This is a genomic window from Koromonas soli (assembly GCF_059726265.1).
In genome coordinates, this window is record NZ_AP040872.1 from 879037 (window position 1) to 903710 (window position 24674).

Annotated in this window: 22 protein-coding genes and 1 tRNA gene; 8 read left to right on the plus strand and 15 right to left on the minus strand. The window is 57.1% G+C overall.

Going from position 1 to position 24674, the window contains the following annotated elements:
- Positions 1-54: 54 nt before the first annotated feature.
- Positions 55-360: a hypothetical protein gene (locus tag AC6IY8_RS03800; protein WP_497777366.1), complete on the minus strand. Its 306-nt coding sequence runs from the start codon at positions 358-360 to the stop codon at positions 55-57.
- 63 nt (positions 361-423) lie between these two features.
- Between AC6IY8_RS03800 and AC6IY8_RS03805 the strand changes: the two genes are divergently transcribed.
- From AC6IY8_RS03805 to AC6IY8_RS03815, 3 genes are all read left to right on the plus strand, one after another.
- A complete protein-coding gene (locus AC6IY8_RS03805; protein ID WP_497777367.1) occupies positions 424-1581 on the plus strand; it encodes a cysteine desulfurase family protein in 1158 nt (385 codons plus the stop codon).
- 13 nt (positions 1582-1594) lie between these two features.
- Positions 1595-2722 (plus strand): tRNA 2-thiouridine(34) synthase MnmA, encoded by a 1128-nt coding sequence (gene mnmA, locus AC6IY8_RS03810; protein ID WP_497777368.1) that lies wholly within the window; start codon positions 1595-1597, stop codon positions 2720-2722.
- A 70-nt stretch (positions 2723-2792) separates the two neighbouring features.
- The gene (locus tag AC6IY8_RS03815) at positions 2793-2981 is read left to right on the plus strand and encodes a hypothetical protein (RefSeq protein WP_497777369.1); all 189 of its coding nucleotides are present in this window, start codon (positions 2793-2795) and stop codon (positions 2979-2981) included.
- A 301-nt stretch (positions 2982-3282) separates the two neighbouring features.
- Here AC6IY8_RS03815 and AC6IY8_RS03820 read toward each other — a convergent pair whose 3' ends face one another.
- Positions 3283-4197 carry a DUF6328 family protein gene (locus AC6IY8_RS03820; RefSeq protein ID WP_497777370.1) on the minus strand — a complete coding sequence of 305 codons (915 nt, stop codon included), beginning with the start codon at positions 4195-4197 and terminating at the stop codon, positions 3283-3285.
- A 2-nt stretch (positions 4198-4199) separates the two neighbouring features.
- A complete protein-coding gene (locus AC6IY8_RS03825) occupies positions 4200-4760 on the minus strand; it encodes an inorganic diphosphatase (protein WP_497777371.1) in 561 nt (186 codons plus the stop codon).
- 237 nt (positions 4761-4997) lie between these two features.
- On the opposite strand from AC6IY8_RS03825, the gene AC6IY8_RS03830 reads away from it, so the two are divergent.
- The 4 genes from AC6IY8_RS03830 (at position 4998) to AC6IY8_RS03845 (ending at position 10583) form a co-directional block, all read left to right on the plus strand.
- Complete coding sequence (locus tag AC6IY8_RS03830; RefSeq protein ID WP_497777372.1) at positions 4998-7067, plus strand: FG-GAP repeat domain-containing protein; 2070 nt, start codon at positions 4998-5000, stop codon at positions 7065-7067.
- A gap of 85 nt (positions 7068-7152) precedes the next feature.
- Entirely contained in the window at positions 7153-8832 is a 1680-nt protein-coding gene (hutU, locus tag AC6IY8_RS03835; protein ID WP_497777373.1) for a urocanate hydratase, read from the plus strand.
- 161 nt (positions 8833-8993) lie between these two features.
- Positions 8994-10298: an imidazolonepropionase gene (gene hutI / locus AC6IY8_RS03840; RefSeq protein ID WP_497777374.1), complete on the plus strand. Its 1305-nt coding sequence runs from the start codon at positions 8994-8996 to the stop codon at positions 10296-10298.
- Between the two features lie 209 nt (positions 10299-10507).
- A tRNA-Phe gene (locus AC6IY8_RS03845) sits at positions 10508-10583 on the plus strand.
- A gap of 18 nt (positions 10584-10601) precedes the next feature.
- Here the strand turns inward: AC6IY8_RS03845 and AC6IY8_RS03850 are convergent.
- The 10 genes from AC6IY8_RS03850 to AC6IY8_RS03895 form a co-directional block, all read right to left on the minus strand.
- Positions 10602-10847, minus strand: a complete 246-nt coding sequence (locus AC6IY8_RS03850) for a winged helix-turn-helix transcriptional regulator (protein WP_497778603.1) — start codon at positions 10845-10847, stop codon at positions 10602-10604.
- Positions 10848-11585, minus strand: coding sequence for an SDR family oxidoreductase (locus AC6IY8_RS03855; RefSeq protein ID WP_497777375.1), 738 nt, complete (start codon positions 11583-11585; stop codon positions 10848-10850).
- A 56-nt stretch (positions 11586-11641) separates the two neighbouring features.
- Positions 11642-13105, minus strand: coding sequence for an efflux transporter outer membrane subunit (locus tag AC6IY8_RS03860; RefSeq protein WP_497777376.1), 1464 nt, complete (start codon positions 13103-13105; stop codon positions 11642-11644).
- Between the two features lie 2 nt (positions 13106-13107).
- Positions 13108-16278, minus strand: a complete 3171-nt coding sequence (locus AC6IY8_RS03865; RefSeq protein WP_497777377.1) for an efflux RND transporter permease subunit — start codon at positions 16276-16278, stop codon at positions 13108-13110.
- Positions 16275-17459 carry an efflux RND transporter periplasmic adaptor subunit gene (locus tag AC6IY8_RS03870; RefSeq protein ID WP_497777378.1) on the minus strand — a complete coding sequence of 395 codons (1185 nt, stop codon included), beginning with the start codon at positions 17457-17459 and terminating at the stop codon, positions 16275-16277. The genes AC6IY8_RS03865 and AC6IY8_RS03870 overlap by 4 nt, the downstream gene beginning before the upstream one ends.
- 31 nt (positions 17460-17490) lie before the next feature.
- Positions 17491-18066 (minus strand): hypothetical protein, encoded by a 576-nt coding sequence (locus tag AC6IY8_RS03875; protein WP_497777379.1) that lies wholly within the window; start codon positions 18064-18066, stop codon positions 17491-17493.
- Positions 18067-18092: 26 nt separating this feature from the next.
- On the minus strand, positions 18093-18413 hold the full coding sequence (locus AC6IY8_RS03880; protein WP_497777380.1) for a hypothetical protein: 321 nt from the start codon (positions 18411-18413) through the stop codon (positions 18093-18095).
- A gap of 291 nt (positions 18414-18704) precedes the next feature.
- Positions 18705-20744: a sigma 54-interacting transcriptional regulator gene (locus AC6IY8_RS03885; RefSeq protein WP_497777381.1), complete on the minus strand. Its 2040-nt coding sequence runs from the start codon at positions 20742-20744 to the stop codon at positions 18705-18707.
- A gap of 367 nt (positions 20745-21111) precedes the next feature.
- The gene (locus AC6IY8_RS03890; protein WP_497777382.1) at positions 21112-21630 is read right to left on the minus strand and encodes a DinB family protein; all 519 of its coding nucleotides are present in this window, start codon (positions 21628-21630) and stop codon (positions 21112-21114) included.
- Positions 21631-21676: 46 nt separating this feature from the next.
- Positions 21677-22453 carry a DUF899 domain-containing protein gene (locus AC6IY8_RS03895; protein ID WP_497777383.1) on the minus strand — a complete coding sequence of 259 codons (777 nt, stop codon included), beginning with the start codon at positions 22451-22453 and terminating at the stop codon, positions 21677-21679.
- A gap of 59 nt (positions 22454-22512) precedes the next feature.
- Here AC6IY8_RS03895 and AC6IY8_RS03900 point away from each other — a divergent pair, with 59 nt between their 5' ends.
- Positions 22513-22653 carry a hypothetical protein gene (locus tag AC6IY8_RS03900; RefSeq protein WP_497777384.1) on the plus strand — a complete coding sequence of 47 codons (141 nt, stop codon included), beginning with the start codon at positions 22513-22515 and terminating at the stop codon, positions 22651-22653.
- 39 nt (positions 22654-22692) lie between these two features.
- Here the strand turns inward: AC6IY8_RS03900 and AC6IY8_RS03905 are convergent, their stop codons facing one another.
- Both AC6IY8_RS03905 and AC6IY8_RS03910 read right to left on the minus strand, forming a co-directional pair.
- A complete protein-coding gene (locus AC6IY8_RS03905; RefSeq protein ID WP_497777385.1) occupies positions 22693-23925 on the minus strand; it encodes an RNA polymerase sigma factor in 1233 nt (410 codons plus the stop codon).
- Positions 23922-24290 (minus strand): YciI family protein, encoded by a 369-nt coding sequence (locus tag AC6IY8_RS03910; RefSeq protein ID WP_497777386.1) that lies wholly within the window; start codon positions 24288-24290, stop codon positions 23922-23924. Before AC6IY8_RS03910 ends, AC6IY8_RS03905 begins: the two co-directional genes overlap by 4 nt.
- Positions 24291-24674: the final 384 nt, after the last annotated feature.

Here is a 24674-nt window from a genome sequence, read left to right on the forward strand (position 1 = left end):
GGTTGGCGAGCGGTGCAGCCGGGCTTTTTGCGTTAGCGGGACGATTCGGTGGGATCAATGATGGTTGTTGTCAGTGTGCTCGTGGTGGCGGCGTGAGATGACGCCGATAACAGCGGCGATGGCGCAGCAGGCAAGAAGAATTCCGAAGAGGGTGTGGCCCTCATTGCCGGGATTGGGCTGAGATTGGCCTGCATTGCGGGTGACGGCAAGGTTGCCAAGGTAAGCAACGGTTCCGATAAAGATGATGAACAGTACCCAGAAGCAGAGTGTGCCGAAACGATGTGCCGCGGGGCGGGTTAGGGGGCGCGGAGGTAAGGTTGGGGGCAGCCCGGGTGCTCGGTTAGGGGTAGGTTCCGGCATTTGAATTTCGATGCGAATGGACGGAGATAGGGCACTGGACGAGAGATAGAATGAGAAGTAACGATGCGACGTATCTATTTTGACAATAATGCCACGACGCCTTTGTTGCCGGAGGTGTTTGCCGCGATGCAGCCGTACCTGCTGGAGAGCTTTGGGAATGCGAGCTCGATCCATCAGCAGGGTCAGCAGGCACGGGCAGCGGTGGAAGGCGCGCGCGAGAAAGTGGCAGAGCTGCTGGGGGCGAGGACGAGCGAGATCGTTTTCACAAGCGGCGGGACGGAGAGCGACAACCTGGCGCTGTTTGGGATGGTCGAGCCGGGAGATCATGTGATCACCTCGACGATTGAGCATCACGCCGTGCTGAATGCCTGCAAGCGGCTGGAGGAAATGGGCGCGGCGGTCACATATGTCGAGTGCGATGCGAATGGAGTCGTGCAGCCCGAGGCGATCAAGGCGGCGCTGAGGCCGGAGACAAAGCTGATTTCGGTGATGATGGCCAACAACGAAACCGGAGCTCTGCAGAAGGTGAAGGAGATTGGCGGGATCGCCCGTGAGGCAGATGTCTATTTCCACACGGACGCGGTGCAGGCGGCGGGTAAAGTCGCGATTGACGTCGAGAAGATTGGGTGTGATCTGCTGTCGGTGGCGGCACACAAGATGCATGGGCCGCAGGGCGTCGGAGTGCTCTACGTGAGGCGCGGGACACTGCTGAGTTCTCGGCAGGTGGGTGGACGGCACGAGCGCGGGCGCAGGGCTGGAACAGAAAATCTGGCGGGGATTGTGGGATTGGGAAAAGCCGCCGAGCTTGCGGCGGAGTGGCTGGCGACGGGCGGGCCGGAGCGCATGGGGGCTTTGCGGGACAAGCTGGAGCAGGGCATTTGCAGTTCGGTGACGGGAACGCGGGTGAACAGCGCGACGGCAAAGCGGGTTCCGAACACGTCGAATGTGCTGATTGATGGGATTGAAGGCGAGGGGTTTGTGATCGCTATGGATTTGAAGGGCATCTCGGTTTCGACGGGAGCGGCTTGCTCGTCGGGGGCGATTGAGCCTTCGCATGTGCTGACGGCAATGGGGCTGACGGGGGATGATGCGCGGGGCTCGATACGATTCAGCCTGGGAAAACAGAACACAGAACAGGAAGTGGATGAAGTGCTGGCGCGAGTTCCTGAGGTGGTTGCGAAGCTGAGGGAGATGAGTCCGGTGTGGGCAGGACGGCAATAAAGTGGGGAATGTGGTGGACGAGAAGTTGACAGAGAAGAAGACGGTTGCGGTGGCGATGAGCGGCGGAGTGGATTCCTCCACGGTCGCGGCGATGATGGTGCGCGATGGCTACAACGTGATCGGGTTGACGATGCAGTTGTGGAATCAGCGGAGGTTGCCGCAGGCGAATCCGGGAGGAGAGCCGCAGGCTGGCAGGTGCTGTTCGCTGGATGACGTGTATGACGCGCGGTCGGTAGCGCAGCGATTGGGAATTCCGTATTACGTGGTGAACCAGGAAGAGCGGTTCGAGCGGGATGTGGTGCGTCCGTTTGTGGAGGACTACCTATCGGGGAGGACGCCGATTCCGTGCTCGCTCTGCAACAATCATTTGAAATTCGATCAGCTGCTCAGGACGGCGCGGTCGGTGGGAGCGGAGATGATCGCCACGGGGCACTACGCGCGCAACGAGTGGGACGAAGGGCGCGGAAGGTGGATACTGAAGCGTCCGACGGATAGGGCGAAGGACCAGACGTATTTTCTGTTTGGACTGACGCAGGAGCAGTTGAGCAGAACGCTGTTTCCGGTGGGCGAGATGTGCAAGCCGGAAGTGCGAGAAGAGGCGAGGCAGCAGGGGTTGACGGTGCTGGCGGAAAAGCCGGACTCGCAGGAGATCTGTTTCATTCCCGGTGGGGACTATAAGACTTTCCTCGACGCTTACATGGAAGAGCAGGGCGAGCAGATGCCGGATCTTTCGGGTGAGATGGTGACCACGGCGGGAGAGGTGATCGGCAGGCACGAGGGGATTCACAACTTCACGATTGGGCAGCGTAAGGGATTGGGAATTGCGAAGGGAACTCCGCTGTATGTGGTGGAGATTCGCGGAGACCGCAAGGAAGTGGTGGTAGGGGATGCTGACGCGTTGATGTCGAAGTCTCTGCGGGCGAAGCGGATGAACTGGATCTCTATTGCGAAGCTGGAAGGGCCGATGCGAGTGGAAGCGAAGATTCGCCATCGGCATCAGGCGGCGCGGGCGACGGTCGAACCTGTGGGTGAAGACGAAGTCTTGGTGACGTTCGATGAGGCGCAGCGGTCGGTGACTCCGGGGCAGGCCGTGGTGATGTACGACGGCGACGAGGTCGTCGGCGGAGGGTGGATCGAATAGATCGGGATTGGGCGAGATTTCGCTCAGCTAAGTTGTTCGAACTATTTCAGAGTACAAATCCAGAGTTACAGTGCGTCATGCTCAGCAAAAGACGACTGATTTCTCTGATTTGTACTCTCTTTCTTTTGGGCCGTTTACGGCCTTGTCTTCCGCTCAAAAAAATCCCGAGAAGATGAACAGCGTTCAGCGCGGCACAGCGATGGACGTGCTGAAGCATGTAGCCGATACGGTTCGCAAGAATTACTACGATCCGAAGTAGAGCGGGATGAAGGTCAAGGGCAACCCCGAGGTCCTTCGCTGCGCTCAGGATGACACCTTAAAAACAAGAGCAACAGCAGAGCAACGGCAAGAGCAAGAGCAACGGCAAAACAGAAACTACGAGAGCGCTTCGCGCTTCTTTATTAGAACCCACATAAGCTTGCCAAAGGAGGCAAGCTTATATGGGGCACCCGCGGTGCTTAGCGCTTTGCTTCGGGAGGAAGTGTTTCTCACCCGCAGTGCTTCGCGCTTCGCTTTGTTTTCCACCTGCGATGCTGGGTGCTTTGGGGGAAAGTTTTTGGTTAGCGGCGGCGGAGGAGGCTGGCACCGAACCAGAGGGCGTAGCAGGCGAGGAGCAGGCCGAGGGAGAGCGCGGACGAGAGTGGGACGGAGCCGGTGACTTTGCGGAAGACAACGAGCAGGTCGCCGGAGATTCCCGGGGCAAGGAAGATGAGTGCGGCGACAAGAAGGGCGCTGGCTACGGTGTGGAAGTGTTCGGTTTCTTCTCCGGATTCGGCGAGTCGGTGGTAAGCGGCGGGTGCGATGAGAATCACGATCGCGATGGTGGTTGCAATGAGGCTGGCGAAGTGCACCCATTGCGAGGAGCGCGGCAGTTTGTCGAAGCCTTCGGTGAAGATGATGGAGAACTGAAAGCCGAGGAATGCTTGCGCACCGGGAAGAGCCATGCGGCACTCGATCAAGACTTCTTTGATTCGCTTGGTCAAGTCCGATTCGTCGGGCGTGCGCGGTTGCCGCTCTTGCGTGAGCTGGCGGCGAGTTTCGTGGCGCTTGGTGCTGTCGTAGCGGAGCAGGCCTCCGTACCAGGCGATTAAAGCGAAGGCGGAGACGAGCGCGCTGAGGACGACGCTATGCGGAGCGCGAAAGGCAACGCTGGCAGCGTAGAAGCTGAGGCCGAGTCCGGCAGCGAAGGGGAGCAGAGCCCAGTCGAGTACACGGGTGGTGAAGCGGTGGATGGATTCGGTTTCCGTTCCGTGCTCGGCGATCTGATGGAAGGCTGCGGGCCAGAGAAGCCATCCGAGTCCAATGGACATGACGAGCAGGGCAGTGATCTCGCTGATCTGGGCGGCGGGCGAGATCCGGTCGAAGTTCTGCTCGAAGCAAATGCGATAGCTGAAGCCGATGAGGACCTGGCCTCCGAGGAGAAGCATGCGGCCCTCGTTGAGCACGTTCTCGATGCGATCGCTCAGGGCGGCCATGATCAGGCGGCGATCCTCTGGGTTTCGATTTGGCGACGAGCTTCGTCGGGGCCTTTGAGTCCGAGTACGCGGAAGGTGTGGCCCTCAAGCTTGTGATAGTTGACGAAGAACTCTCCTAATTCTTTGACGAGCTGCTTGGGCATGTCGTTGACGTGCCGCAACTCGGAGTACATGTGGCTGCGCGATTCGACGGCGATGAGACGATCGTTGCGCTGCTTTTGGCCGTTTTCTTCCTGCTCTCCTTCGATGATGCCGATGAGACGGCACTGGATCATGCACCCGGGGAAGGCGGGCTCTTCCATGAGGATGAGAACGTCGAGGGGGTCGCCATCCTGCGCCTGGGTGCGCGGAACAAAGCCGAAATCGTAGGGGAGAGACATGCCCGCGGGAAGTACGTGCTTGAGAGCGAAGATTTCATTGTCGGGATCGAAGGCGTATTTATTTCGGCTGCCCTTGGGAGTTTCGACGATGACCCGGACGAGGTCGTCTTTCTTGCTGAGGGGTTTGAGAGTTGTGGGATTGGCAAGTCCGCCACCGTTGCGGTTGTTCTGCTTCTTTGACATGAGTCCTCTCTGTAACCGTACCGTAATAATCGAGGCAAAAAGGTGATGGGGAGTTGCGTCGAGGCCCCTTGGGACAGGGATGCTGGCGAGAGCCAACTCCTCTTTGAAGGTCAGCAACACACGAGTGATGCAAGGGCAGACCTGCTGTATCTGCAGTCACTGTGATTCGCGTCTTACGGGAGCACCATTGCGGCCAAAGTGAGGTGGCTTATGACGCGTTCCGATCTGAGGCACCGTATGCTGCGGAAAGTAGCGTTGTTCGGCGGAGTGTTGTTGCTGGTAATTACGACTTCGGCGAGCCTTTGCGGTCAGACCTTCTCGATTCAGAGGCTCAGCGCAGTAAGCAATCCAGAGGATGTAATCGCTGTCGATCTGAACCATGACTTTCTTCCGGACCTGGTGGTACTGCATCGCGCGACCGGAGTGCTATCCGTGTATCTGAATGCGGGCAATAGCAGGTTTGCGGCACCAGTCACTTATCCGACCGCTCCGGGACCGATCTCGCTGGATGCGGTGGATGTTGACCGGAACGGTCATATGGACTTGATTGTTGGATCATCATCTATGGCCGCGTTCTCGGTGTATGAGGGAAACGGAAACGGCTCGTTCCTGCCGCATCGAGACTACCCGGTTACGGGATGGTCACAGTGGCTGTCGGTGTTTGGGAGCCGCGGCTTCGCGGGAGATCCTGTTTCGACGGATGTGGTGAGCGTGAGCATGGATCAGGTATCGCTGTCGTTTGGCCGCCCAAACGATACGACGTTTGTTGGAGGGGCTGTTGTGTATCAGTGGACCGGGCAGGGAAAGCTGACGCACGGAATTCTGGGCGACTTCACGAATGATGGCGGGAACGACATTCTGTTTGCACAGTGCTGCGGTACGGGCACGGTGCCAAAGACGACGCTGTATCTGATGAAGGGAACTCCGGGAGTGTCGTTCCAGTTCAGCGCGCCCGTAAAAGTTGCGGTGTTGAACCAAGTGCATTCACTGGTACAGGCAGATATTTGGTTGAACGGAAACAAGGGCTTGCTGGCGACGTTCGATGGATGCAGTGGAGTGAGCTGCCAAGGGGTGATGCTCCTGATCGGGTTGGGGAATGGCAAGTTTCAACAGACGATGCTGGAGGTTCCGACTAAGTACTTCGACACGCCGCGCAGTCCGCAGGTGATCGATTACAACGCGGATGGACTGAATGACATAGCGGTTTTGGCGCATCATCGGGTGACTACGGACGGCAGCGCTCCCCATGATGCAGTGCTGATCTGGACGGCGAATCCGGACGGAACCTACAAGCCATATAAGGAGATCAACCTGGGCACGAGCGGACTTGACTCGACCTCGACGGCAAACAGCTTGTATGTAGCGGACGTGAATGGGGATGGAAAACTCGATTTGATTGTGACGAATCCGATGGGGAATTCCATTGCTGTCCTGACGAACAAGACGCCGGTTTCGACGACGTGCACGCCAAGGGTTGATGGAGCTTCGGTGGTGAGTTGCAGGCCGCTGGATGGGGCGTTGATCGATTCGACGGACCTCGAGGTGAATTGCAAAGCGGGATCTTCGCTGACGATCACAGGGTGTAATGCGTACATCGACGGAGTGCTGATGTATCGGAGCGGCGGTGCATCGTTCAGTAGGCAGTTCCTGATTCCTGCGGGTAAGCACGTGGTTGTGGTGCGCGCGTGGGACAGCTCGGGGCGCTCTTTCCAGACAGTCCGGAGAGTGACGCTTTTCAATCACTATGTGGCGATCTGTCCGCCGGGCGCGACGGAGACAGTGAATTTCTGCGTGCCGGCGCGGGATGAAACGGCAATGTCTCCGGTTAGAGTGCTGGCAACGGGTAGCTCGAACAATGTGGTTACGGCAACGAATATCTACATCGATAACTCGCTGGAGTTTGTTGGCGGGATGTTCGTAGATAAGCTATTCACGCTGCCGAATGGAACTCACAGGATTGTGGCGCAGTCGTGGAATCGCAATGGCGCTTTCTTCCTGGCAGCGAGGACAGTGAATGTTACAGCGCAGGGGTGTCCGGCGGGGGCATTGATGAGTGTGAATGTTTGCCTGCCCGCGAGCGGAGCTACGGTGAGTTCACCTGTGCATGTGGAGGCCGTGGCGAGTTCGGACCGCACGATTACAGGATGGAGGATTTATCTGAACAGCGTGAGCATCTTCGGCTCGTATGACAAACAGCTAAGTACGGATCTGAGGCTTCCGAAGGGAACGCAGAGCCTAGTGATCAAAGCCTGGGATAGCGCGGGCAGGGTCGTGGGAACGGTGACTCGGACGCTGAATGTTCAATAGAGTGAGTCATTGGTCGTTTGCCAAGGGGCATCGGTAAGAACTAGGATTTTGCTTCGTGCTGATAATCACGGCGCGCGAGGCCCCTATGTCTATTCAATTGGAATCGGCTAGTCGTATCTACACCCCTATCAAAGCTGCACGCGGAACAGAGCTCTCCTGCAAAGGGTGGGCGCAGGAAGCCGCGCTGCGGATGCTGATGAACAATCTGGATGAAGAGGTGGCGGAGCGACCGCGCGACCTGGTGGTGTATGGCGGGACGGGAAGAGCGGCGAGGAACTGGGATTGCTACGAGGCAATCGTGCGCTCGCTGAAGTCTCTGGCAAATGATGAGACGCTGCTGGTGCAGTCGGGAAAGCCGGTAGGGATTTTCCGCACGCATGACTACGCGCCGAGGGTGTTGCTGTGCAATTCAAACCTGGTGGGGCACTGGTCGAACTGGGAGAAGTTCAACGAACTGGAACGCGCGGGGCTGATGGCGTATGGGCAGATGACCGCGGGATCGTGGATCTACATCGGCTCGCAAGGGATTATCCAGGGAACATATGAGACGTTTATGGCGGCGGCGGAGAGGCACTATGGCGGAGATCTCTCGGGCAAGCTGATTGTGAGCGGCGGCATGGGCGGGATGAGTGGAGCTCAGCCGCTGGCAGCGACGATGACGGGTGCATCGTTCCTGGGCATTGAGGTCGATCCGGAGCGGATCAAGCGCAGGTTGCGAAGTGGATATTGCGACTTCATGGTGAACTCGCTGGACGAGGCGCTAAGGATTCTGAAGAACGCGGTCAGGAAGAAAGAAAACATCTCGGTAGGGCTGGTGGGGAATTGCGCGGATGTGATTCCGGAACTAGCCGAGCGCGGCGTAGTGCCGGACATTCTGACGGACCAGACTTCGGCGCACGATCCGCTGAATGGGTACGTGCCGAACGGGATGTCGCTGCAGGAAGCTTTTGAGCTGAGAGAGCGCGATTCGAAGGGCTATGAGCAGAAGTCTCTGGAGTCGATGGCGCGGCACGTGGAAGGAATGCTGCGGCTGCAGAGGATGGGCTCGGTCACATTTGATTACGGGAACAACATCAGGACGTTTGCTTTCCAGCAGGGAGTGAAGAACGCTTACGACTTCCCAGGATTTGTGCCGGAGTATATTCGTCCGCTGTTCTGCGAGGGCAAGGGGCCGTTCCGGTGGGTGGCGCTGTCGGGGGATCCGAGGGATATCGCGGTGACGGATGATGTGGTGCTGGAGCTGTTTCCGCACAATCGCGGGCTGACGCGGTGGATCGATCTGGCGCGGAAGAGAATTCGGCATCAGGGATTGCCGGCGCGAATTTGCTGGCTGGGATACGGGGAGCGCGCGGAGTTCGGACTGAGGATCAATGAGTTGGTGAAGCAGGGGAAGATCAAGGCTCCGATTGTGATTGGGCGCGATCATCTGGATTGCGGCTCGGTGGCATCGCCTTTCCGCGAGACGGAGGCGATGAAGGATGGCACCGACGCAGTGGCGGATTGGCCGTTGCTGAACGCGCTGCTGAATACGGCTTCGGGCGCGTCGTGGGTGTCGATTCACAATGGCGGCGGCGTGGGCATTGGGTATTCACAACATGCCGGGCAGGTGACGGTGGCCGATGGAACGGATGAGATGGCGCGGAGGATTGAACGCGTGCTGACGAATGATCCGGGAATTGGCGTGGTAAGGCATGTGGATGCGGGGTATGAGGAGGCGAAGGGATTCGCGGAGAAGGCTGGAGTGAAGGTGCCGATGGAGAGATGAGGTTTCAAAGGTTTCAAAGTTTCAGGGTTTAAAGATTAAGAGCAAGAGCAAGAGCAAAGGCAAGTGCAACGGCAAGGGCAAGGGCAACTACCCCACTCAACGAAAGGAACGTTGAGTGGGCCACCCTCGGATTAGGGCACCGCAGGTGTTAGGAAGCAGCTATGGCTACGAAGAGAGTGAAGGCGGAGGAGTCGAGGCAAAAGGAGCCTGCCGTACTACTGCATCGCATTTCGCAATTGGTGACGATGCGGGGAGAGCAGGGAAGGCGGCGCGGGCGGCAGATGCGCGAGATTGGCGTGATCAAAGACGCCGCGGTGCTGGTGAGGGATGGAAAGATTGCGTCTGTCGGCAGCGGGGCCGAGGTGCTGCGCAGCGCGTGGGTGAAGGAGCATCGGGCGGAGCTGATTGAACTGGATTGTCGCGGGAAAGTGGTGCTGCCGGGGTTCGTGGATTCGCATACGCATCCGGTGTTTGTGGCGCCGAGGCTGATCGATTTTGAGAAGCGCGTGGCGGGGGCGACCTACGAGGAGATTGCGAAGGCAGGTGGCGGAGTAAGGTCGAGCATCGATGGTGTGCGCGAGGCGACGGAAGCAACGTTGGCGGATCATGTGTTGGGCGCGCTAAGGCAGGCACAGTCGCAGGGCACTACGACGGTGGAAGCGAAGTCGGGGTATGGGTTGGACGCGGCATCGGAAATCAAGATCCTGAAGGCGATCAGGCGGGCGGCGCGGGAGTGGAAGGGCACGGTGCTGGCGACATTTCTGGGAGCGCACGTTGTGCCGCCGGAGTATAGGGACAAGCCGGATGAATATGTCGAGCTGCTGTGTGCGGAGATGTTGCCGGAGGTGGCGCGGCTGAGGCTGGCGCAGTTTGTGGATGTGTTCTGCGAGTCGGGTGCATTTACGTTGGCACAGACGGAGCGGATTTTGCGCGAGGCGGAGAGCTGCGGGCTGAAGACGCGGGTGCATGTGGGGCAATTGACGAATACTCCGCTGGAAAGGATTCTGGCGCGAGGGCCGCTGTCGGTGGATCATCTGGATTGTCTGGAGAAGACCGATGTGGCGGCACTGGCGAAGTGTGATACGGTGGCGACGCTGCTGCCGGGAGCGAATTACTTTCTGGCGACGAGGAAGTATCCGGCAGCGCGAAAGCTGATCGAAGCAGGGGCGGCGGTGGCGCTGGCGACGGATTACAATCCGGGGACTTCACCGACGATCAGCATGCCGATGGTGCTGTCGCTGGCTTGTACGCAGATGCGTATGGCGGTGGAGGAGGCCCTGACGGCAGCGACGATCCATGGGGCATGCGCGCTGGGAGTGGAGGATCGAAAGGGAAGCGTCGAGGTGGGGAAAGATGCCGACCTCGCGTTCTTCGAACTGGATGACTATCGCGAGATTGCCTACTGGTTTGGCGCGAATCACTGCGCGGCGGTGATGGTGGGCGGAAGGTTCGCGGATTTGGATTGAGGGTTGGCCCGAGGATTGATTCTAGGGCACGTTGAGCCCGGCGGCCACCTTCTCGCATCCGCCTCATAGGGATTGGCCAGGTCCAATGGGTTATCCACAGTTGAGGTTTGCAGAGGGTTAGGCTGCTGCTATAATCAAATTCGTTCCAGCAAGCAATGTTTCGCTTCTGAGATCCCTTCCGTAAGCACTCATCACAGTGCGTTCAGGATGGCCAGGTAGCTCAGCTGGTAGAGCAGCGGACTGAAAATCCGCGTGTCGGCGGTTCGATCCCGTCCCTGGCCACCATCTTATCCAACATACAACCTAGATCTTTCCAGCGTTGCTATGTGGCTTCGCAGCTTTCTGCGTGGTTGGCTTATCTTCTCTTGGCCGCCGGTCGGCCCACTTCAGGATGCTGTCCAAGGTGGGGCACAAGGATTGTCCCCAAGGTGTGAGGCGGTACTCCACTTTCGGGGGCGAGCACGGGAAGCGGAGCAGTTCACTTCTTTTGAAATGTGAACCGCCCTCCGAGTTTGACTGTGCTTGCCCAATCCGCCATTGTGCAGAAATCTAGACGGATGCAGTACCGCCGTCCACGAATAACTCTGTCCCGGCCACATAGCTGGAGTCTTCAGAGGCAAGGAACACGACTGCTTTTGCAATCTCGCGGGGATCGCCAATACGTCCGAGCGGAACCATGCTGGTGATCATTTTCTGTACTTCCGCGTTTCCAAACATTTCCGCGCTGCCTTCGGTCAGAATTGGACCGGGGCTAAGAACATTTACGCGCGGACCTGTGCCTTTCAGTTCGGCGGTAAAGGACCGTGCAAAACTGCGAACTGCGGCTTTCGTTGAGGCGTAAACGGACACTCCGGGAAATCCGCTGCTGCCGACGACTGAGCCATTGATGATGATTGAGCCACTTTTGTCCATTAACGGAAGGGCCTTCTGAATGGTGAAGTAAACGCCCTTGGCATTGATATCGACGCAGGCGTCGTAGAACTCCTCTGTCACTTTGTCGTGCGGCACTTGCCCGTAAATACCTGCGTTGGCGAAAACGATGTCCAGTTTGCCCTTCGTGCTTTTGATCTCGGCATACATTCGATCGAGATCAGCGAGTTTGCCTGCATCGGCCTGAATAGCGGAAGAATTCTTCCCCAACTTGGAGACGGCTTGGTCGAGCTGTTGTTTTCTCCGTCCGGTGATGAAGACGAATGCGCCTTCGGCGATGAATTCCTGCGCAGTGCTGAAGCCGATCCCTTCGCTTCCGCCTGTTACGAGTGCGATCTTTCCTGTTAACTTTCCCATCTTCTGCTCCTTTGCATTGATCTGCGTTCGTGAGAGTTGTAGTTGCCAAGCAGCGGCTATTGCCAGCCGCCACCTAATGCCTGATAAAGCTGAACCAAGGCGACGAGTTCGTTCGTCTGCGCACGAGCCAGACCTAACTCGGCAGAGAATGAATTTGTCTCGTTGGTCAGGACTTCAAGATAATCCGCGGTTCCGGCCTTGAAGCGCACTTGCGAGAGGCGTGCGGCATCCTGGGTTGACGCGAGCAGGCGCTCCTGCTGGATTCGAAATTCACGATTCTTGCGATAGGCCACCAGCCCGTTCGAGACGTCTCGAAATGCGCCTTGAATCGTCTGCTGGTAGGTCAACAGCATCTCCTCGCGTTGCGCTTCGGCGAGGCGCACTCCGGACTTGAGCCTTCCGCCTTGGAAGATTGGCTGAGTGAAAGAGCCGGCCAAGTTCCACAGACCCGATGGTCCGGTGAAGAGATTCGTAAGGGCGGGGCTTGCGAAACCAGCGGTTCCGGTCAAGGAAATCTGGGGGAAGTAGGCGGCACGCGCGACGCCTATCTGAGCGTTGGCGGCGATCAGAACTTGCTCGGCTTGTCTGATATCCGCACGTCTCTCGAGCAGAGAAGACGGAAGGCCGACGGGAACTTCGGGAGCATGCGGCTGCTCGGTGAGCTTGAGTCCACGAGGGACATCACCGGGATTGTTGCCCAATAGTATGCTGATGTTGTTTTCCTGTTGAGCAATTTGCCGCTGAAAATCGGGGATTTCGGTGGCGGCGGTGTACACCAGTTGCTCGGATTGCCGCACGTCTAACAGTGAGCTGATGCCGTGCTGCTCCAAGGTCTGGGTTAGCTGCAAGGATTGCGTGCGCGAGTTATATGTCCGCTGCGAGATCTCCAGTTCGAGATCCAATTCGCGGAGCTGAAAGTAAGCTGTTGCGAGATTAGCGACGAGCGTGGCCCTGACTTGCCGTTGAGCCCACTCATTGGCGAGAAGAGTTGCGCGGGCAGCTTCAGTGGCGCGGCGATACTTTCCCCAGAAGTCCAGATTCCAAGCGGCGGACGCAGTCAACTGACCCTGAGTGACTTCGTAAGCGGGAACCGGACCCAACTGTGGACTGTTCTGGCTCGCGATATTGCCGCCAACTCCGAGCGAAGGATACTGATCGGCGCGCGTGATGCCGAGTTGCGCCTGGGCTTGTAAGACTCGGGCGGCGGCAATGCGCAGGTCATAGTTGTTCTTGAGAGCGGTGCGGATCAGGTTCTGAAGTTCAGGGTCCTGAAATACTTTCCACCACTCTTCGTCGCCCAACGATGCGGTTGGTTTGTCCGTGACGGATGTGCCAGCAGCTGCTGGTTTCGAGCTGGGCTGCGAGGTTGCCCCCTCGGTTGAGAGAGGGGCAGGTGCGCGATACCCCTGCGGAACCTGTACTGCGGGCCGCTTGTAGTTGGGGCCGACTGCGCATCCAGCAAGCGCGGCCATGCCGAGAACGAGAAGCAGGAGATGATTGTGCCTCAGGATTCGAGTCATGATTAGTCGCCTGTCCCTTCTTGCAGGCCATACGCCGGAGCTGAAGATGGCGAAGGATCGCGCTTCGCCTGGAAGAAGGAAAAGCGGTCGAGCACCTTCTCCTGAAATTCTTCAAGATAGAGATAGATCGCCGGCGTGACGAATAAGGTGATGAACTGCGAGACGATAAGACCGCCAACTACGACCAATCCGAGCGGTCGGCGCGAAGCTCCGTCTGCTCCGTAGCCAAGCGCAATAGGCATGGCACCGAGGAGAGCTGCCATGGTCGTCATCATGATGGGTCGGAAACGTTCCATGCTTGCGTCGTGAATGGCTTGCTCGTCGCCGATCCCCTGACGAACTCTCTGCTCGGCGAAATCGACGATCATGATTCCGTTTTTCTTCACGATACCCATCAGCATGAACATGCCGATGTAGGCATAGAGCGATGCTTCCTGATGGAACAGCCACAGCGTGAGCAGGCCTCCAAGCAGCGCGACGGGCAGTGACGAAAGCACGGTGATGGGGTGCAGGTAACTCTCGTAGAGAATCGCCAGGATCACGTACATGACGAACACTGCGACGAGCATCAACACGGCAAGATCGCGAACCATGTTGCGGAACGTAAGCGCTTCGCCTTGCAGTTGTCCAAGCACTCCCGAAGGCAGAATCTGCTTTGCTGCACCTTCGACGAATTGCGTGGCAGGTCCAATGGCGTAACCGGGTTTCAGGTTGAAAAACATGGTTACGCTGGTGAACTGGTTAATGTGATTTACTGCCTGCGGTCCGAGGACTGGATGCCAACTGGTGACAGCGTTCAAGGGAACCATGCGCTGACCATCGTCACTCTTGATGTAGAGCTTTCCGAGGTCCTCGGGTGCAGAACGCTTATCGTCGGCTACTTCAAGAATTACCTGATACTGGTCAGTTGGCTTCTTAATGAGATAGCTGTAGTTCTGCGAATAGGCGTCGTGTAGGAGAGTAAGTATGCGGCTCTCAGAGACGCCGTACAGTTTGGCCTGCTCGCGCAGGATATCCACCTGCAGGTTGGGCGTGTGATTGTAGAGATCGGAATTGACGAAGAGGAAGCCGGGGTATTCGCGCATCTTCGCCATCATCTTGGCTGCTGTGCTGTACACCTCGTTGGCATCGATTCCGGAAAGCGCATAAGCGAATTGCCCTTGTGCGTTGGCGGTGGCACCGGTGCTGATTTCAAGAGCAGGGTTCGGCTGCAGGAAAGCGACGGTTCCTGGTATTGCGTTGCCGATGCCACCCATCAACTGACCTGCAACTTCGGCAATGGGAGGGCGCTGCGATGGCGGTTTCAAAAAGGCGATCAGGAACGCCTGATTCGATCCCATGAACTGTCCGTTGCCGCTCATGGTGAAAGTGCTGCGTACCGCAGGGTTCGCCTTCATGATCTTTTCTGCCTGCGTCTGGTAAGCATGCATTTGTTCCGGCGAAGATCCCTCTTGTGCGACCAGCACGCCACGAATGAATGAGCTGTCGCCAACCGGCAGGAACGATTTGGGGACAATTGAGAATAGATACAAGGTTCCGACAAGGCAGACGGCCCAGGTCAGAGCCGAGATCCAGCGATTGCGAAGGAAGAACCAGAGGGTGCGCCCATAGACATTCAACACACGGTGTTCGAAGGCGCCGAAGACCCGCTCCATCCATGTCTTCTTTACGTCTGCTCCGCGACGACCAAGAAGCCTGGAGGTCATGAGAGGAGTGAGGGTGAGCGACACGATTCCGCTGGCGAGGATCGAGATGACGATGGTGATGGAGAACTCGCGGAAGATGCGTCCCATGAGCCCGCTCATGAATACGAGAGGGATGAAGACGGCAGCCAACGAAAGTGTCATGGCAAGGATGGTGAAGCTGATCTCCTTGGCCGAATTCAATGATGCTTCGAATGCGCTCTGTCCCTCTTCCATCAGGCGCACGGTGTTTTCGAGAAATACGATGGCGTCATCAACGAGGAAACCGATCGCCAACGTGAGCGCCATGAGCGAAAGGTTATCGAGGCTGTAGCCCAACATGTTCATCGCAATGAACGTCAGAAATAGCGACAAGGGGAGCGCTACGGCGGGAATCAGCGTGTCGGTGGCTCTGCCAAGGAACACGAAGATCACCGAGACGACGAGGACAAACGCGATCCAGAGGGTGGCTTGCACGTCCTTAATGCTGTCCACGATGGTTTGCGAACGATCGTAAGCAGGCACGAGAAGAACGGACGATGGAAGCTGCGCCTGAATGGTGGGGAGCAAATCGCCCACAGATTTTGCGACATCAACAGCGTTTGCGCCTGCACGACGAAACACGGCAACTACAACGGTCGCTCCGGGTTGAGGGTATCCACGCACCCAGAAGCGCATGTCGATGCGCTCGTCCTGAACGGATTGACGGGCATTGGCGACATCCTTCAGATACACGGGTGAACCGCCGGTCTGCCCGACGATGAGCTGGTTGTACTCATCAGCAGTGGAGAGTTGCCCTTGCGGTTGCAGCAGGAAGCTGCGCTGAGGTCCATCGATCTGGCCCGCACCGGTGTAGGCAGTTCCGTTCTTGATGGCAGTGGTCAGATCTTCGAGAGTGATGTTGCGGACTGCCATGGCCGATGGGTCGGCTTTGATTCGAACAGCGGATTGCGTGCCATAAACCGCAACCTGGCTAACGCCTGGAAGGATGCTGATTCGCTCGCCGACTTGTGTGTTGGCGTAGTCGTAGAGCTGTCCTTCGGTTGCGGTGTCGCTGACGAGCGCAATGTATTCGATGGGCTGATCGTTGGGATTTGTTTTGGTGAAAGTGGGCGGGCTCGGCAGGTCCACGGGGAGCTGTCCTTGAGCGCGCGTGATGGCGGCTTGCACATCCGTTGCTGCCGCATCGAGGCTCTTGGAGAGATCGAACTGCAGGACGAAGCTGGAGTGCCCCTGACCATTGTTCGAGGTCACGAGCTCAAGGCCCGGAATCTGCATGAACTGACGCTCGAGCGGCGTGGCCACGTTGTTGGCCATGGTTTCCGGAGTCGCGCCAGGGTAGTTGACTTGCACCTGGATCACTGGGTAATCCACTGAGGGCAAATCGCTAACAGGCAGATGCTTGTACGCCAATACTCCGAACAGAATGACGGAGACGGTGAGAGCAATGGTCATCACCGGACGGCGGATGAAGGCTTCCGAAAGATTCATGATTGGCCCGCTTTCTTCTCGCTCGTGTTAGTGGTGGCCGCGGGGGCATCCGCAGCATTGGAGCTGACTCGCACTTTCGCACCCGGGCGAACAAGCATCTGCCCGGCAAGTACGACTCGTTCATTCGGAGCAAGCCCTTCGGTTGCAACAACATCCTTGCCTTGGCGCTGGCCTAACTTCACGGGCCGCAGCTCGGCCGTGTCGTCTGACTTGACGACGTAAACGAATGGACCTTGCTGACTGATCTGCGTTGCTTCATTCGGAATGAGCACAGCCTGCTTCGCCGTGTTGAGCACGAGCCTTACGTTGACGAACTGGCCGGGCCAGAAATGATGGTCCGGATTGCTGAGCGTGGCGCGCAAATTCACAGTGCCACTGCTGTTCTGCACCGCGTTATCGAGGAACTCGATACGACCGGATTTCGCGGCGCTCTCGGGATCAAATGGAAGGCGCACGGCCGCTCTTAGCAAGCCTTGCGACATCTGGCGTTGAACTTCAGGAAGGTCGGCCTCGGTAACGGTGAAGGTTGCGTAGATCGGATCCAGACGCTGGATCGAAAGCAGAGCCGTGGAATTTGCCTGCACCACGTTGCCGACGTCCACGAGGCGCGCACCGGCACGGCCATCGATGGGAGAGCGAATGTAGCAGTACTCGAGGTTGAGCTTCGCGGTTTCGAGTGCTGCTTCCGCGGCTTCCACTTGCGCCTGATCCACGTCCACGGTGTTCTTCTTGGTGTCGTAGTCCTGCTTGGAGATTGCGCGGGTCCCGATGATTTGCTCATCACGAGCAAATTGAACCTTGGCTAGATCGAGTGCAGCCCTTGCTTGAGCAAGGCTCGCCTTGGCGGAGTCGAGCTGCGCTTTGTAGGGGCGAGGATCGATGACAAAGAGCAGCTGCCCTTTTTTGAGATTTTCACCATCCTTGAAGTGACGTTCGACAATTCGGCCTGCGAGCTGCGGTGTGACGGTAACAGACTCAAAGGCTGCATTTCTGCCAATCTCGTCCAGATACTTAGGGACATCCTGAGCAGTCGAATTTACAACGGTCACCAATGGCGCGGGCATTGCAGGCGCGGCCTGCACGTTGCTCTTGCTGCAACCCAATGTGGCCAGGCAAACGAGCAGTGTCGCGGAGAGAATCGCTCCGCTGAGAAGCCTTGGAGCGCTATGTGTCTTGTTCATTGCCATCCTCGTAAATAAAATGCGCGTCCGCTTATGCCGTCGCGAAGTGTGGAGTCGTTAACGGCCCAACTGCAGAATCGCTATGCTTGTTTGCGGTGTCTTTGGTGTCAGAAGTTGAGTGCGCGGCTGCATTTCCGGCCTGCTGCAGTGCCCGGCTGCGGGCCGCTAAGATATCTTTCCTCGTGCAGCCCAGGAAGAGTGCGCAGTGTTGATCGGAATAGCGCTCAAGAACCGACATGACATAAACGAACCGATCAAATGCATCAAGTTTGAGAATCGCGGCAAACGGCTGAAGCTCGGTGGAGAGCGTGCCGAGCAAAGCGGGATTGGAAACGCTGTTTTCTTCGCCTGGCTGCGGATTCATCGTGCGTACGGCGTTCAGGATGATCATCCGCCGAGCCCATGACCGTGCCCATTCCTTGAATACCGGATTGCCTTTTGTTGCGTCCTCAAGTCCTGAGATGAAGCACTGCTCAGCCTTTTGCCGATCGCCGGTCAACAGGAGCGAGAGCAGATGCAGACTGTTCATGTCCTCATCGAAGACACGCTGCAAGTCGGCGATGCTCGCATAAGAACTCTCTTTCGAGATGTGATTTGTTTCCGGCATAGTCGCCTCCGTGGTGATTGGCTTGTTCATTCGTGTAATGAATTCGGTTTCTCGTGTTGCAGCGACATGCCTCGGCAATTCCTTGACAGCCGCTTCAGTACGTATCGGGTGAGGACACCGCAGCTGGAAAACTCTGCTCCGTCTTTCATCAGTCTGACGATCACGTCTTCGCCCTCGCGAGTGATGAGCGTGATGCTGCTGAGATCGATTACTAACTTGCGGCCCTCAAGGTTTAGCGCCGCGTTTTTCCAGCAGTCGATGAGCTCGTTGGCCCAAGGTGCCATGAGCTTTCCTTCTACTACCAGCCTGCGTTTGTGTCGGGTATCGACTGTGGAGATCTTGAACATATCGGTGTCTTCAACGCTTACGTGTAGTGCAAGCCGCGTGCCGAATCGATACACGCAAGCGAGTCTCGTAAAGCGGTGAAAACACTGGCGAGGAGTCACGCAGGAGTTCTGCGATGTCTGCAAATGTCATTGTCAAAATTGACAGTGTCAAAAGTGATGTCAAAACGGATGACAAATGGATAGGGAAGAGCGAAGGCAAAGTCGAAGGACAAAGGCAACTACCCCACCCTAAACTCGCGAGCGAGTCTTAGGATGGGGCGCCTCGTGTTCGGTTGAGTGTGGGAGGAAGTGCTAGGACAGGCGCCGCGGATCGATACCGAGCTTTTTCATTCGTGCGATGAGTGTGGTGCGCTTGAGGCCCATGCGCATTGCGGCACCATCGGCACCTGATACTCGCCCACGGGTAAGCTTCAGGACGCGGATGATCTCATCCCTGTCGCTGGATGCGCGCGCACTCGAGTTAGGAACGCTCGGATGATTGCCATCCAACTCGCCAATGGGCGCTTGCAGGGCGGGGCCGTGGGTCAGGATCACAGAACGCTCGATGAAGTTTTCGAGCTCGCGGATGTTGCCCGGCCAGTGCCAACTGGAAAGCTTCTTCATGGCGGCGGCCGGAATCGACTCGATCTGCTTTTCCATGCGACGTCCGTACTTTTGTGTGAAGTAGCGGACGAGCAGGGGAATGTCTTCCGGGCGCTCGCGCAAAGGCGGAATGCGAATTGGAAAGACGTTCAGGCGATAGTACAGGTCGCTGCGGAAATCGCCGTCCTCGATCATCTGTTCGAGGTTGCGGTTGGTGGCTGCCACGAGGCGAATATCTACCTGTTTGGTTCGTGTGCTTCCGAGGCGCTCGAACTCACGCTCCTGTAGAGCGCGCAGCAATTTGGGTTGAATGTCGAGGGGAATGTCTCCGACCTCGTCGAGGAACAGAGATCCCTGGTCGGCGAGTTCCAATCGTCCGATCTTCTGCGTTATGGCACCGGTGAAAGCACCGCGCTCGTGTCCAAATAGCTCACTCTCAAGCAGTCCGGTGGGAATCGCAGCGCAGTTGAGCTTCACAAATGTGCGGTCTTTGCGACGGCTGCGTTCGTGAATTGCGCGTGCGATCAACTCTTTGCCGGTGCCCGTCTCGCCAAGCAGCAGTACGGTGGAATCGCTGGGGGCGACGGTGTCCACGAGATTCAATACATGGCGGAGAGCCGAACTTTGTCCGACGATGCCCTCGAAGTCCATCTCGCCGCGGATTTCCTCTTCGAGATAGAGCTTCTCTTGAGCGAGCTTGTCTTTGAGTTCCTCGATCTCCCTGTACGCCAGCGCATTCTCAACCGCAATCGCAACCTGACTCGCGATCTGCGACAGGAAAGCGACTTCTTCTTCTCTGAAGGCATCCTCATCGCGGCTTGACACGGACAGTACGCCGAGCACGCGATTACGGCCGATGAGAGGCACAGCGCAAAACGAATTCATCCCTTCGGCGGCAGCCTTGGTACAAAAATCAGGTGGTATGGTGACCGGATCAAGGCGATTCAAAACCCACGGCTTTGCACTTCGATAAACCTGGCCCGGAATTGTACCCTCGATAGGGATCATCGCTGTAGCAATGAAGTGCCCCTTGCTGTCTGGAAAATCGAGAGCATGGACCCGCAACTCGGTGCCATTTGGCTCGGCCAACATGATTTTCGCAGCACCGCATTGCATGACTCGGCGGACGCTGGCGGAAATTGATCGCAAGAGATCCTGAAGATCAAGGTTGGAGACAACCTGGTTGGTGAGATCAAGGATCATGGTCAGACGATCCTGAGTCTGGCGCGAGAGATACAAATTCACCGCAGCGTCGATTGCCAGCGCAATCTGATCGGCCAACAGGGAGAGAAAACGAACCTCGCCCGTGGGATAGGCATGCGGACGAGAGCTGCCGATGCTCAGCACGCCAAGGCGGCGCTCTCCTCGTGACAGGGGCAGACAACAGGTCGAAGCAATCCCTAGTTCGTTGAGATACTTTCCGTGCGTCGAAAACTGGGCTTCTTTTGTCCAGTCACCGATGACAAGGGCTTGTTGCGTGTTGTGTACCAGCTCGGTGGGGGTATCTGCTACAACGACCTCGTGCAGAGGTATCTCAAGCTTCTTCCCGTTCGAGTAGTGCAGGTGCCAGGCTACGGTGTTCGCTTCCTGTTCAAACGAAACGATTTGCAGATAGTCGAAGGGAACAACCTCGAGTAGCGCGTGGAGGAGGACATCGCCAGCCCGGTCGCAATCGTCGCACGCGCCGATCGCATGAGTGGCACGCAACAACGCCTCGTAACGATCCCGGAACGGTTCGGAGATTGCCACGGACGCAGCACTCATGTGTCGTTGTGCACTAAAGCGGAGCTGGGCGGATCCATCAGCACTCATCATTGTAGGCCCACATTCTTCTGGATCAGATGTAAGGATATGAGAGAAAGCTTCGGCAAAACTATGGGAAGCGTTCTCGAATTAGTTAACTTCTGAGCTGCGGGATCCATCTAATTCAGCTCAGCGATGATTGCGACGTTTCACCTAGTCTTCTCAGACTGAGTGGAAGTGACGGGTACACTCCACAAGACTATGACAAATGGTGTGAAAAGTTCAATAGTTCAGGGATTCAGAACTAATGTCTGCCAAGCCTGAAGGAGCGCGGGTGAGGCGCTCCCATTTGCTACTTCAGTGAAAACAATAATCAGGCGAGTGCGCCGGGTTTGCCAGCTATGCGCCGCAAAAGCCCCAATTGGCCAGCGTGATATGCCTGGTGGAATGCGATGGTCGAAAGCAACGAACGCACTGTCTCCTTGGGGTTGTTTGTTGGAGAATCGGGAACGTGTTGGTCCAGTTTCTCTGAAGTGAGTTTTGCGAGTCCAGCGTCAATGCGTTTGACCGACTCGTCCCAAGCCCGAATCAGATCCGAGAGGTGCATTGCATCCGCGGAGTCGGTTATTGGCGCGGAACCACGATCGTAGCGCTTCAGCGGCGCGTGGTCAGGGACCGGGGTCTCGCCGAGAAGAGGCAGCATGTCGTTGTAGGTGCACACCAGGTGGCCGAGCACCCAGTTGAGGCAGTTGCCGGCAGGGCTGGGTTGAATGAGGCTTTCGATGTGCGTGATGTCAGCAAGATTCAGGTGTACGACGACGCTTGTGACTTGGTTCTGGTGCCGAAGGACTTCAACTTCGCTCAGGTTCTGTGTCGCAGGTGCGCTGCTCATATTTAACTCTCCGTGAGTTGTGTTGATAACGCGAAAGGGGTCACCGTCAGGAGTTCACGGCTGCTTTTGGCCAGTACGGTCGATTGGCATCCGCCCGTTGGCCCGTATCGTAACGGTCATGGTGGCGGAGCCATGCCATGGTGAAGGGCAAGTCGTCTTCGTCGCGGCCTTTGGGTACAAGGTCGAGATAGTTGTAGGTGTTAATGGTGCTCTCGCTTCCGCGAGCGTAGGCGGAATAGGTGTGGAAGATGTTGCCATCTACATCTTTGTAGAAAACGCTGACGCCAGGGGCTTCAGAGCTGGGGAATTGGACGACGTCGAAGTTGTATTCGACTTCGCCTTGAGACATCTGCTCTGGAGTGAACGAGACGTGGAAGTCATAATTGAAGTCAGTCTCGTAGGACGACACCCACGTGAAGTGCCAACCCATCCGTTGCTTGAAGGGCTCAATCTTCGATAACGGCGCGCGGGAAACGGCCGCAAATGAAACGTCTCGCTGCGCGAGGTGCACCAGGGCTCCATCCGTGTGATCCATGTTGAACGAGCAACTGGGGCAGCCTTCCTGCCACTCCGGTCCGAACATGAAGTGGTAGATGATGAGCTGGCTTCGAGCTTCGAACAGATCTGAGAGAGTCTTCTTGCCGTTGGGAGAGTCGAAGACATAAGTCTTTTCAACTTTGACCCACGGAAGCTGGCGACGCTCGGCGGCAACGGCATCATGCTGACGCGTTAGTAGCTTCTCCTTCACCAGCAAGTCTTTGCGTGCGGCAAGCCACTCTTCTCGCGATACTACTTTGGGGTTATCGACTGTTCTGGTTAGCATTTTGAGCGCTCCCTTCATTCGCGATTGTTGCAATTGCGTGTTTTTTCTTGCGAGATACTTTGATCACCAGTGCGGCCAGACCGCCGGTAGAGACCGTACCGGCGACGACTACTCCCAATGTGCTTGCTAAACAGAATGGACACATCGTTCACCTCGAAGGCGGCAAAGGCGTTGTCGCGAAGCCGCTGTTATGTGAGTGACGCGTGAGGAGGCGCGATTTCTACAGGCACTAGAAAAAATCAGCCGCGCTTTTGGAGCAGGAACTCTCGTACTGCTGGATCTTCGGCGAGGCCGATGGCTCGGTCGTAAGCAGAGGAGGCTTCGATTGTTCTTCCAAGGAGATGGAGCAGGTGTGCCCGAACCGCCCAATATGGCTGATAGGAGGAGACTGTGTCCTGATCGATGGCATCCAGAATTCGTAAGCCCTTCTCTGGTTCATTCGCCTCTGCGAGCGAAGCGGCGTATCCGGTTTGTGCGCCAAGTGTTGGACAGATGGAAAGCAGACGTTGATAAAACTGAGCGATCGCGCCCCACTCGATGCGGCCGGTGCGAGCACGCTCGGCGTGCACTGACTGAATCGCTGCTTCCAGTTGAAAGCGTCCGGGGCGTCCATCGCGGGATGCTTCTGCAAGATGGCGTTCTGCTTCCTCGATCAAAGATACTGACCAAAGTTTCGGATCCTGCTCGGAGAGAGGAACGTAACGACCATCAGGATTGCGCCGGGCGGCTTGGCGAGCTACGCAGTGGAGCATGAGAGCCAATAGGCCTTGAACCTCAGCTTCGCCTGGCATTAGTTGAACAAGCATACGCGCGAGCCAGATGGCTTCCTCGGTGAGATCGCGCCCGCGCTGATCGCTTCCCGACGTGTCGTCCCAGCCTAGTCCAAATGCGGCGTAAATAGCCTCAAGGACCGCGTCCAGCCTTGGCTGCAGCTCGCTATTTTCGGGGACCTCGAAGCGGATACCGCCATCACGAATCTTTGTCTTGGCCCGCACTAGACGCTGTCCCATGGTTTTGGGCGAAATCAGGAATGCGCTGGCGATGCGTGCCGCGTCGAGGCCCAGCACGGCCTGCAGCATGAGCGGTGTATGGATTGCACGATCAATGGCGGGATGCGCGCAGACGAACAGCAGTTTGAGCCGCTCGTCTGGATAGTTGGTTTCCACGTTGAGTTCCGTTGCGTGCTGGGTGAAGAGCAGTAGATCAGGCGCACTGGCCGACGCCACTCGCTGATGTCTAAAGAAGTCGATGAGCGAATGGCGCGCGGCAGTGAGCAACCATGCCTCGGGATTTTTGGGTACTCCGCTTTGTGGCCAGGCAGTGAGTGCCTTCAGCAACGCCTCACTCAGCGCATCTTCGGCTCCCGCTAGATCCTGCGTGTGCACGGAAAGATAGGCCACGAGGCGACCGTAGGACTCCCGTGCTACTTGCTCCACGGTCCTATGAACCGTCTCCTCGTGATCTCCAATCATTCCACGATCCTGCGCTTGGTGTCGGGGGCGAGAGGACGCACCTCGACAGCACCGTAGGAGGCAGCAGGACAACGCGCGGCCCACTCCAGGGCTGCGTCGAGCGATGGCAGTTCGAGGATGGTGAACCCTCCAAGCTGTTCTTTTGTGTCAGCGTAAGGGCCGTCCTGCACGCCGCGCTTTCCATCCTTGATTGTTATGGTGGTTCCCGTGTCTGGCACGTCGAGCGGGTCGCCTGCGACAAATGCACCTGACTCCACGAGAGCATTGTGGTATGCGCGCCAGGCTCCGGTATAAGTGTCACTCCCATCGCTATTTCGCGACGCGAAAGCCTCCGGCGTCTCGTAGATCAATAATGCAAATTGCATCGGTTTCTCCTCTTGCAACGAGTTTGTACATATCTGAGCGTATGACGTCCGGGAAGCTGAGATTTCGACACTTGATTATGAAATATTCGCGAACAGTTGGGACGGCTCTGGTGCGTGAACTTTATACCAAAGTATTTCGATAGCTATGATTTCCGATAACTGACCGGACGTAGTCCAGAACTGGAAAACAGACGGGCAGCAATCCTCCCCAGCAACATAACTCAGTTCCGCAAAAATAACCTTCCATTAACAAACGTGACTGCAACCCATTCATTGCGTCGAGAATCAGTGATGCAAATCCCTCTACTTCGCGATGCTGCTCGCAGGATCAAAGCTCTAACCTCGTGCGCATTGCGTGCCCGGCCTGCCTTACTTTTACATAGG

Coding starts and splice junctions, on each gene's coding strand:
- AC6IY8_RS03800 (WP_497777366.1), bottom strand. CDS start 360: ATGCCGGAACCTACCCCTAACCGAGCACCCGGGCTGCCCCCAACCTTA.
- AC6IY8_RS03865 (WP_497777377.1), bottom strand. CDS start 16,278: ATGAATCTTTCGGAAGCCTTCATCCGCCGTCCGGTGATGACCATTGCT.
- hutU (WP_497777373.1), top strand. CDS start 7,153: ATGTCTATTCAATTGGAATCGGCTAGTCGTATCTACACCCCTATCAAA.
- AC6IY8_RS03895 (WP_497777383.1), bottom strand. CDS start 22,453: ATGCTAACCAGAACAGTCGATAACCCCAAAGTAGTATCGCGAGAAGAG.
- AC6IY8_RS03860 (WP_497777376.1), bottom strand. CDS start 13,105: ATGACTCGAATCCTGAGGCACAATCATCTCCTGCTTCTCGTTCTCGGC.
- AC6IY8_RS03910 (WP_497777386.1), bottom strand. CDS start 24,290: ATGCAATTTGCATTATTGATCTACGAGACGCCGGAGGCTTTCGCGTCG.
- AC6IY8_RS03870 (WP_497777378.1), bottom strand. CDS start 17,459: ATGAACAAGACACATAGCGCTCCAAGGCTTCTCAGCGGAGCGATTCTC.
- AC6IY8_RS03880 (WP_497777380.1), bottom strand. CDS start 18,413: ATGTTCAAGATCTCCACAGTCGATACCCGACACAAACGCAGGCTGGTA.
- AC6IY8_RS03855 (WP_497777375.1), bottom strand. CDS start 11,585: ATGGGAAAGTTAACAGGAAAGATCGCACTCGTAACAGGCGGAAGCGAA.
- AC6IY8_RS03820 (WP_497777370.1), bottom strand. CDS start 4,197: ATGGCCGCCCTGAGCGATCGCATCGAGAACGTGCTCAACGAGGGCCGC.
- AC6IY8_RS03830 (WP_497777372.1), top strand. CDS start 4,998: ATGCTGCGGAAAGTAGCGTTGTTCGGCGGAGTGTTGTTGCTGGTAATT.
- AC6IY8_RS03905 (WP_497777385.1), bottom strand. CDS start 23,925: ATGATTGGAGATCACGAGGAGACGGTTCATAGGACCGTGGAGCAAGTA.
- AC6IY8_RS03805 (WP_497777367.1), top strand. CDS start 424: ATGCGACGTATCTATTTTGACAATAATGCCACGACGCCTTTGTTGCCG.
- hutI (WP_497777374.1), top strand. CDS start 8,994: ATGGCTACGAAGAGAGTGAAGGCGGAGGAGTCGAGGCAAAAGGAGCCT.
- AC6IY8_RS03825 (WP_497777371.1), bottom strand. CDS start 4,760: ATGTCAAAGAAGCAGAACAACCGCAACGGTGGCGGACTTGCCAATCCC.
- AC6IY8_RS03875 (WP_497777379.1), bottom strand. CDS start 18,066: ATGCCGGAAACAAATCACATCTCGAAAGAGAGTTCTTATGCGAGCATC.
- AC6IY8_RS03890 (WP_497777382.1), bottom strand. CDS start 21,630: ATGAGCAGCGCACCTGCGACACAGAACCTGAGCGAAGTTGAAGTCCTT.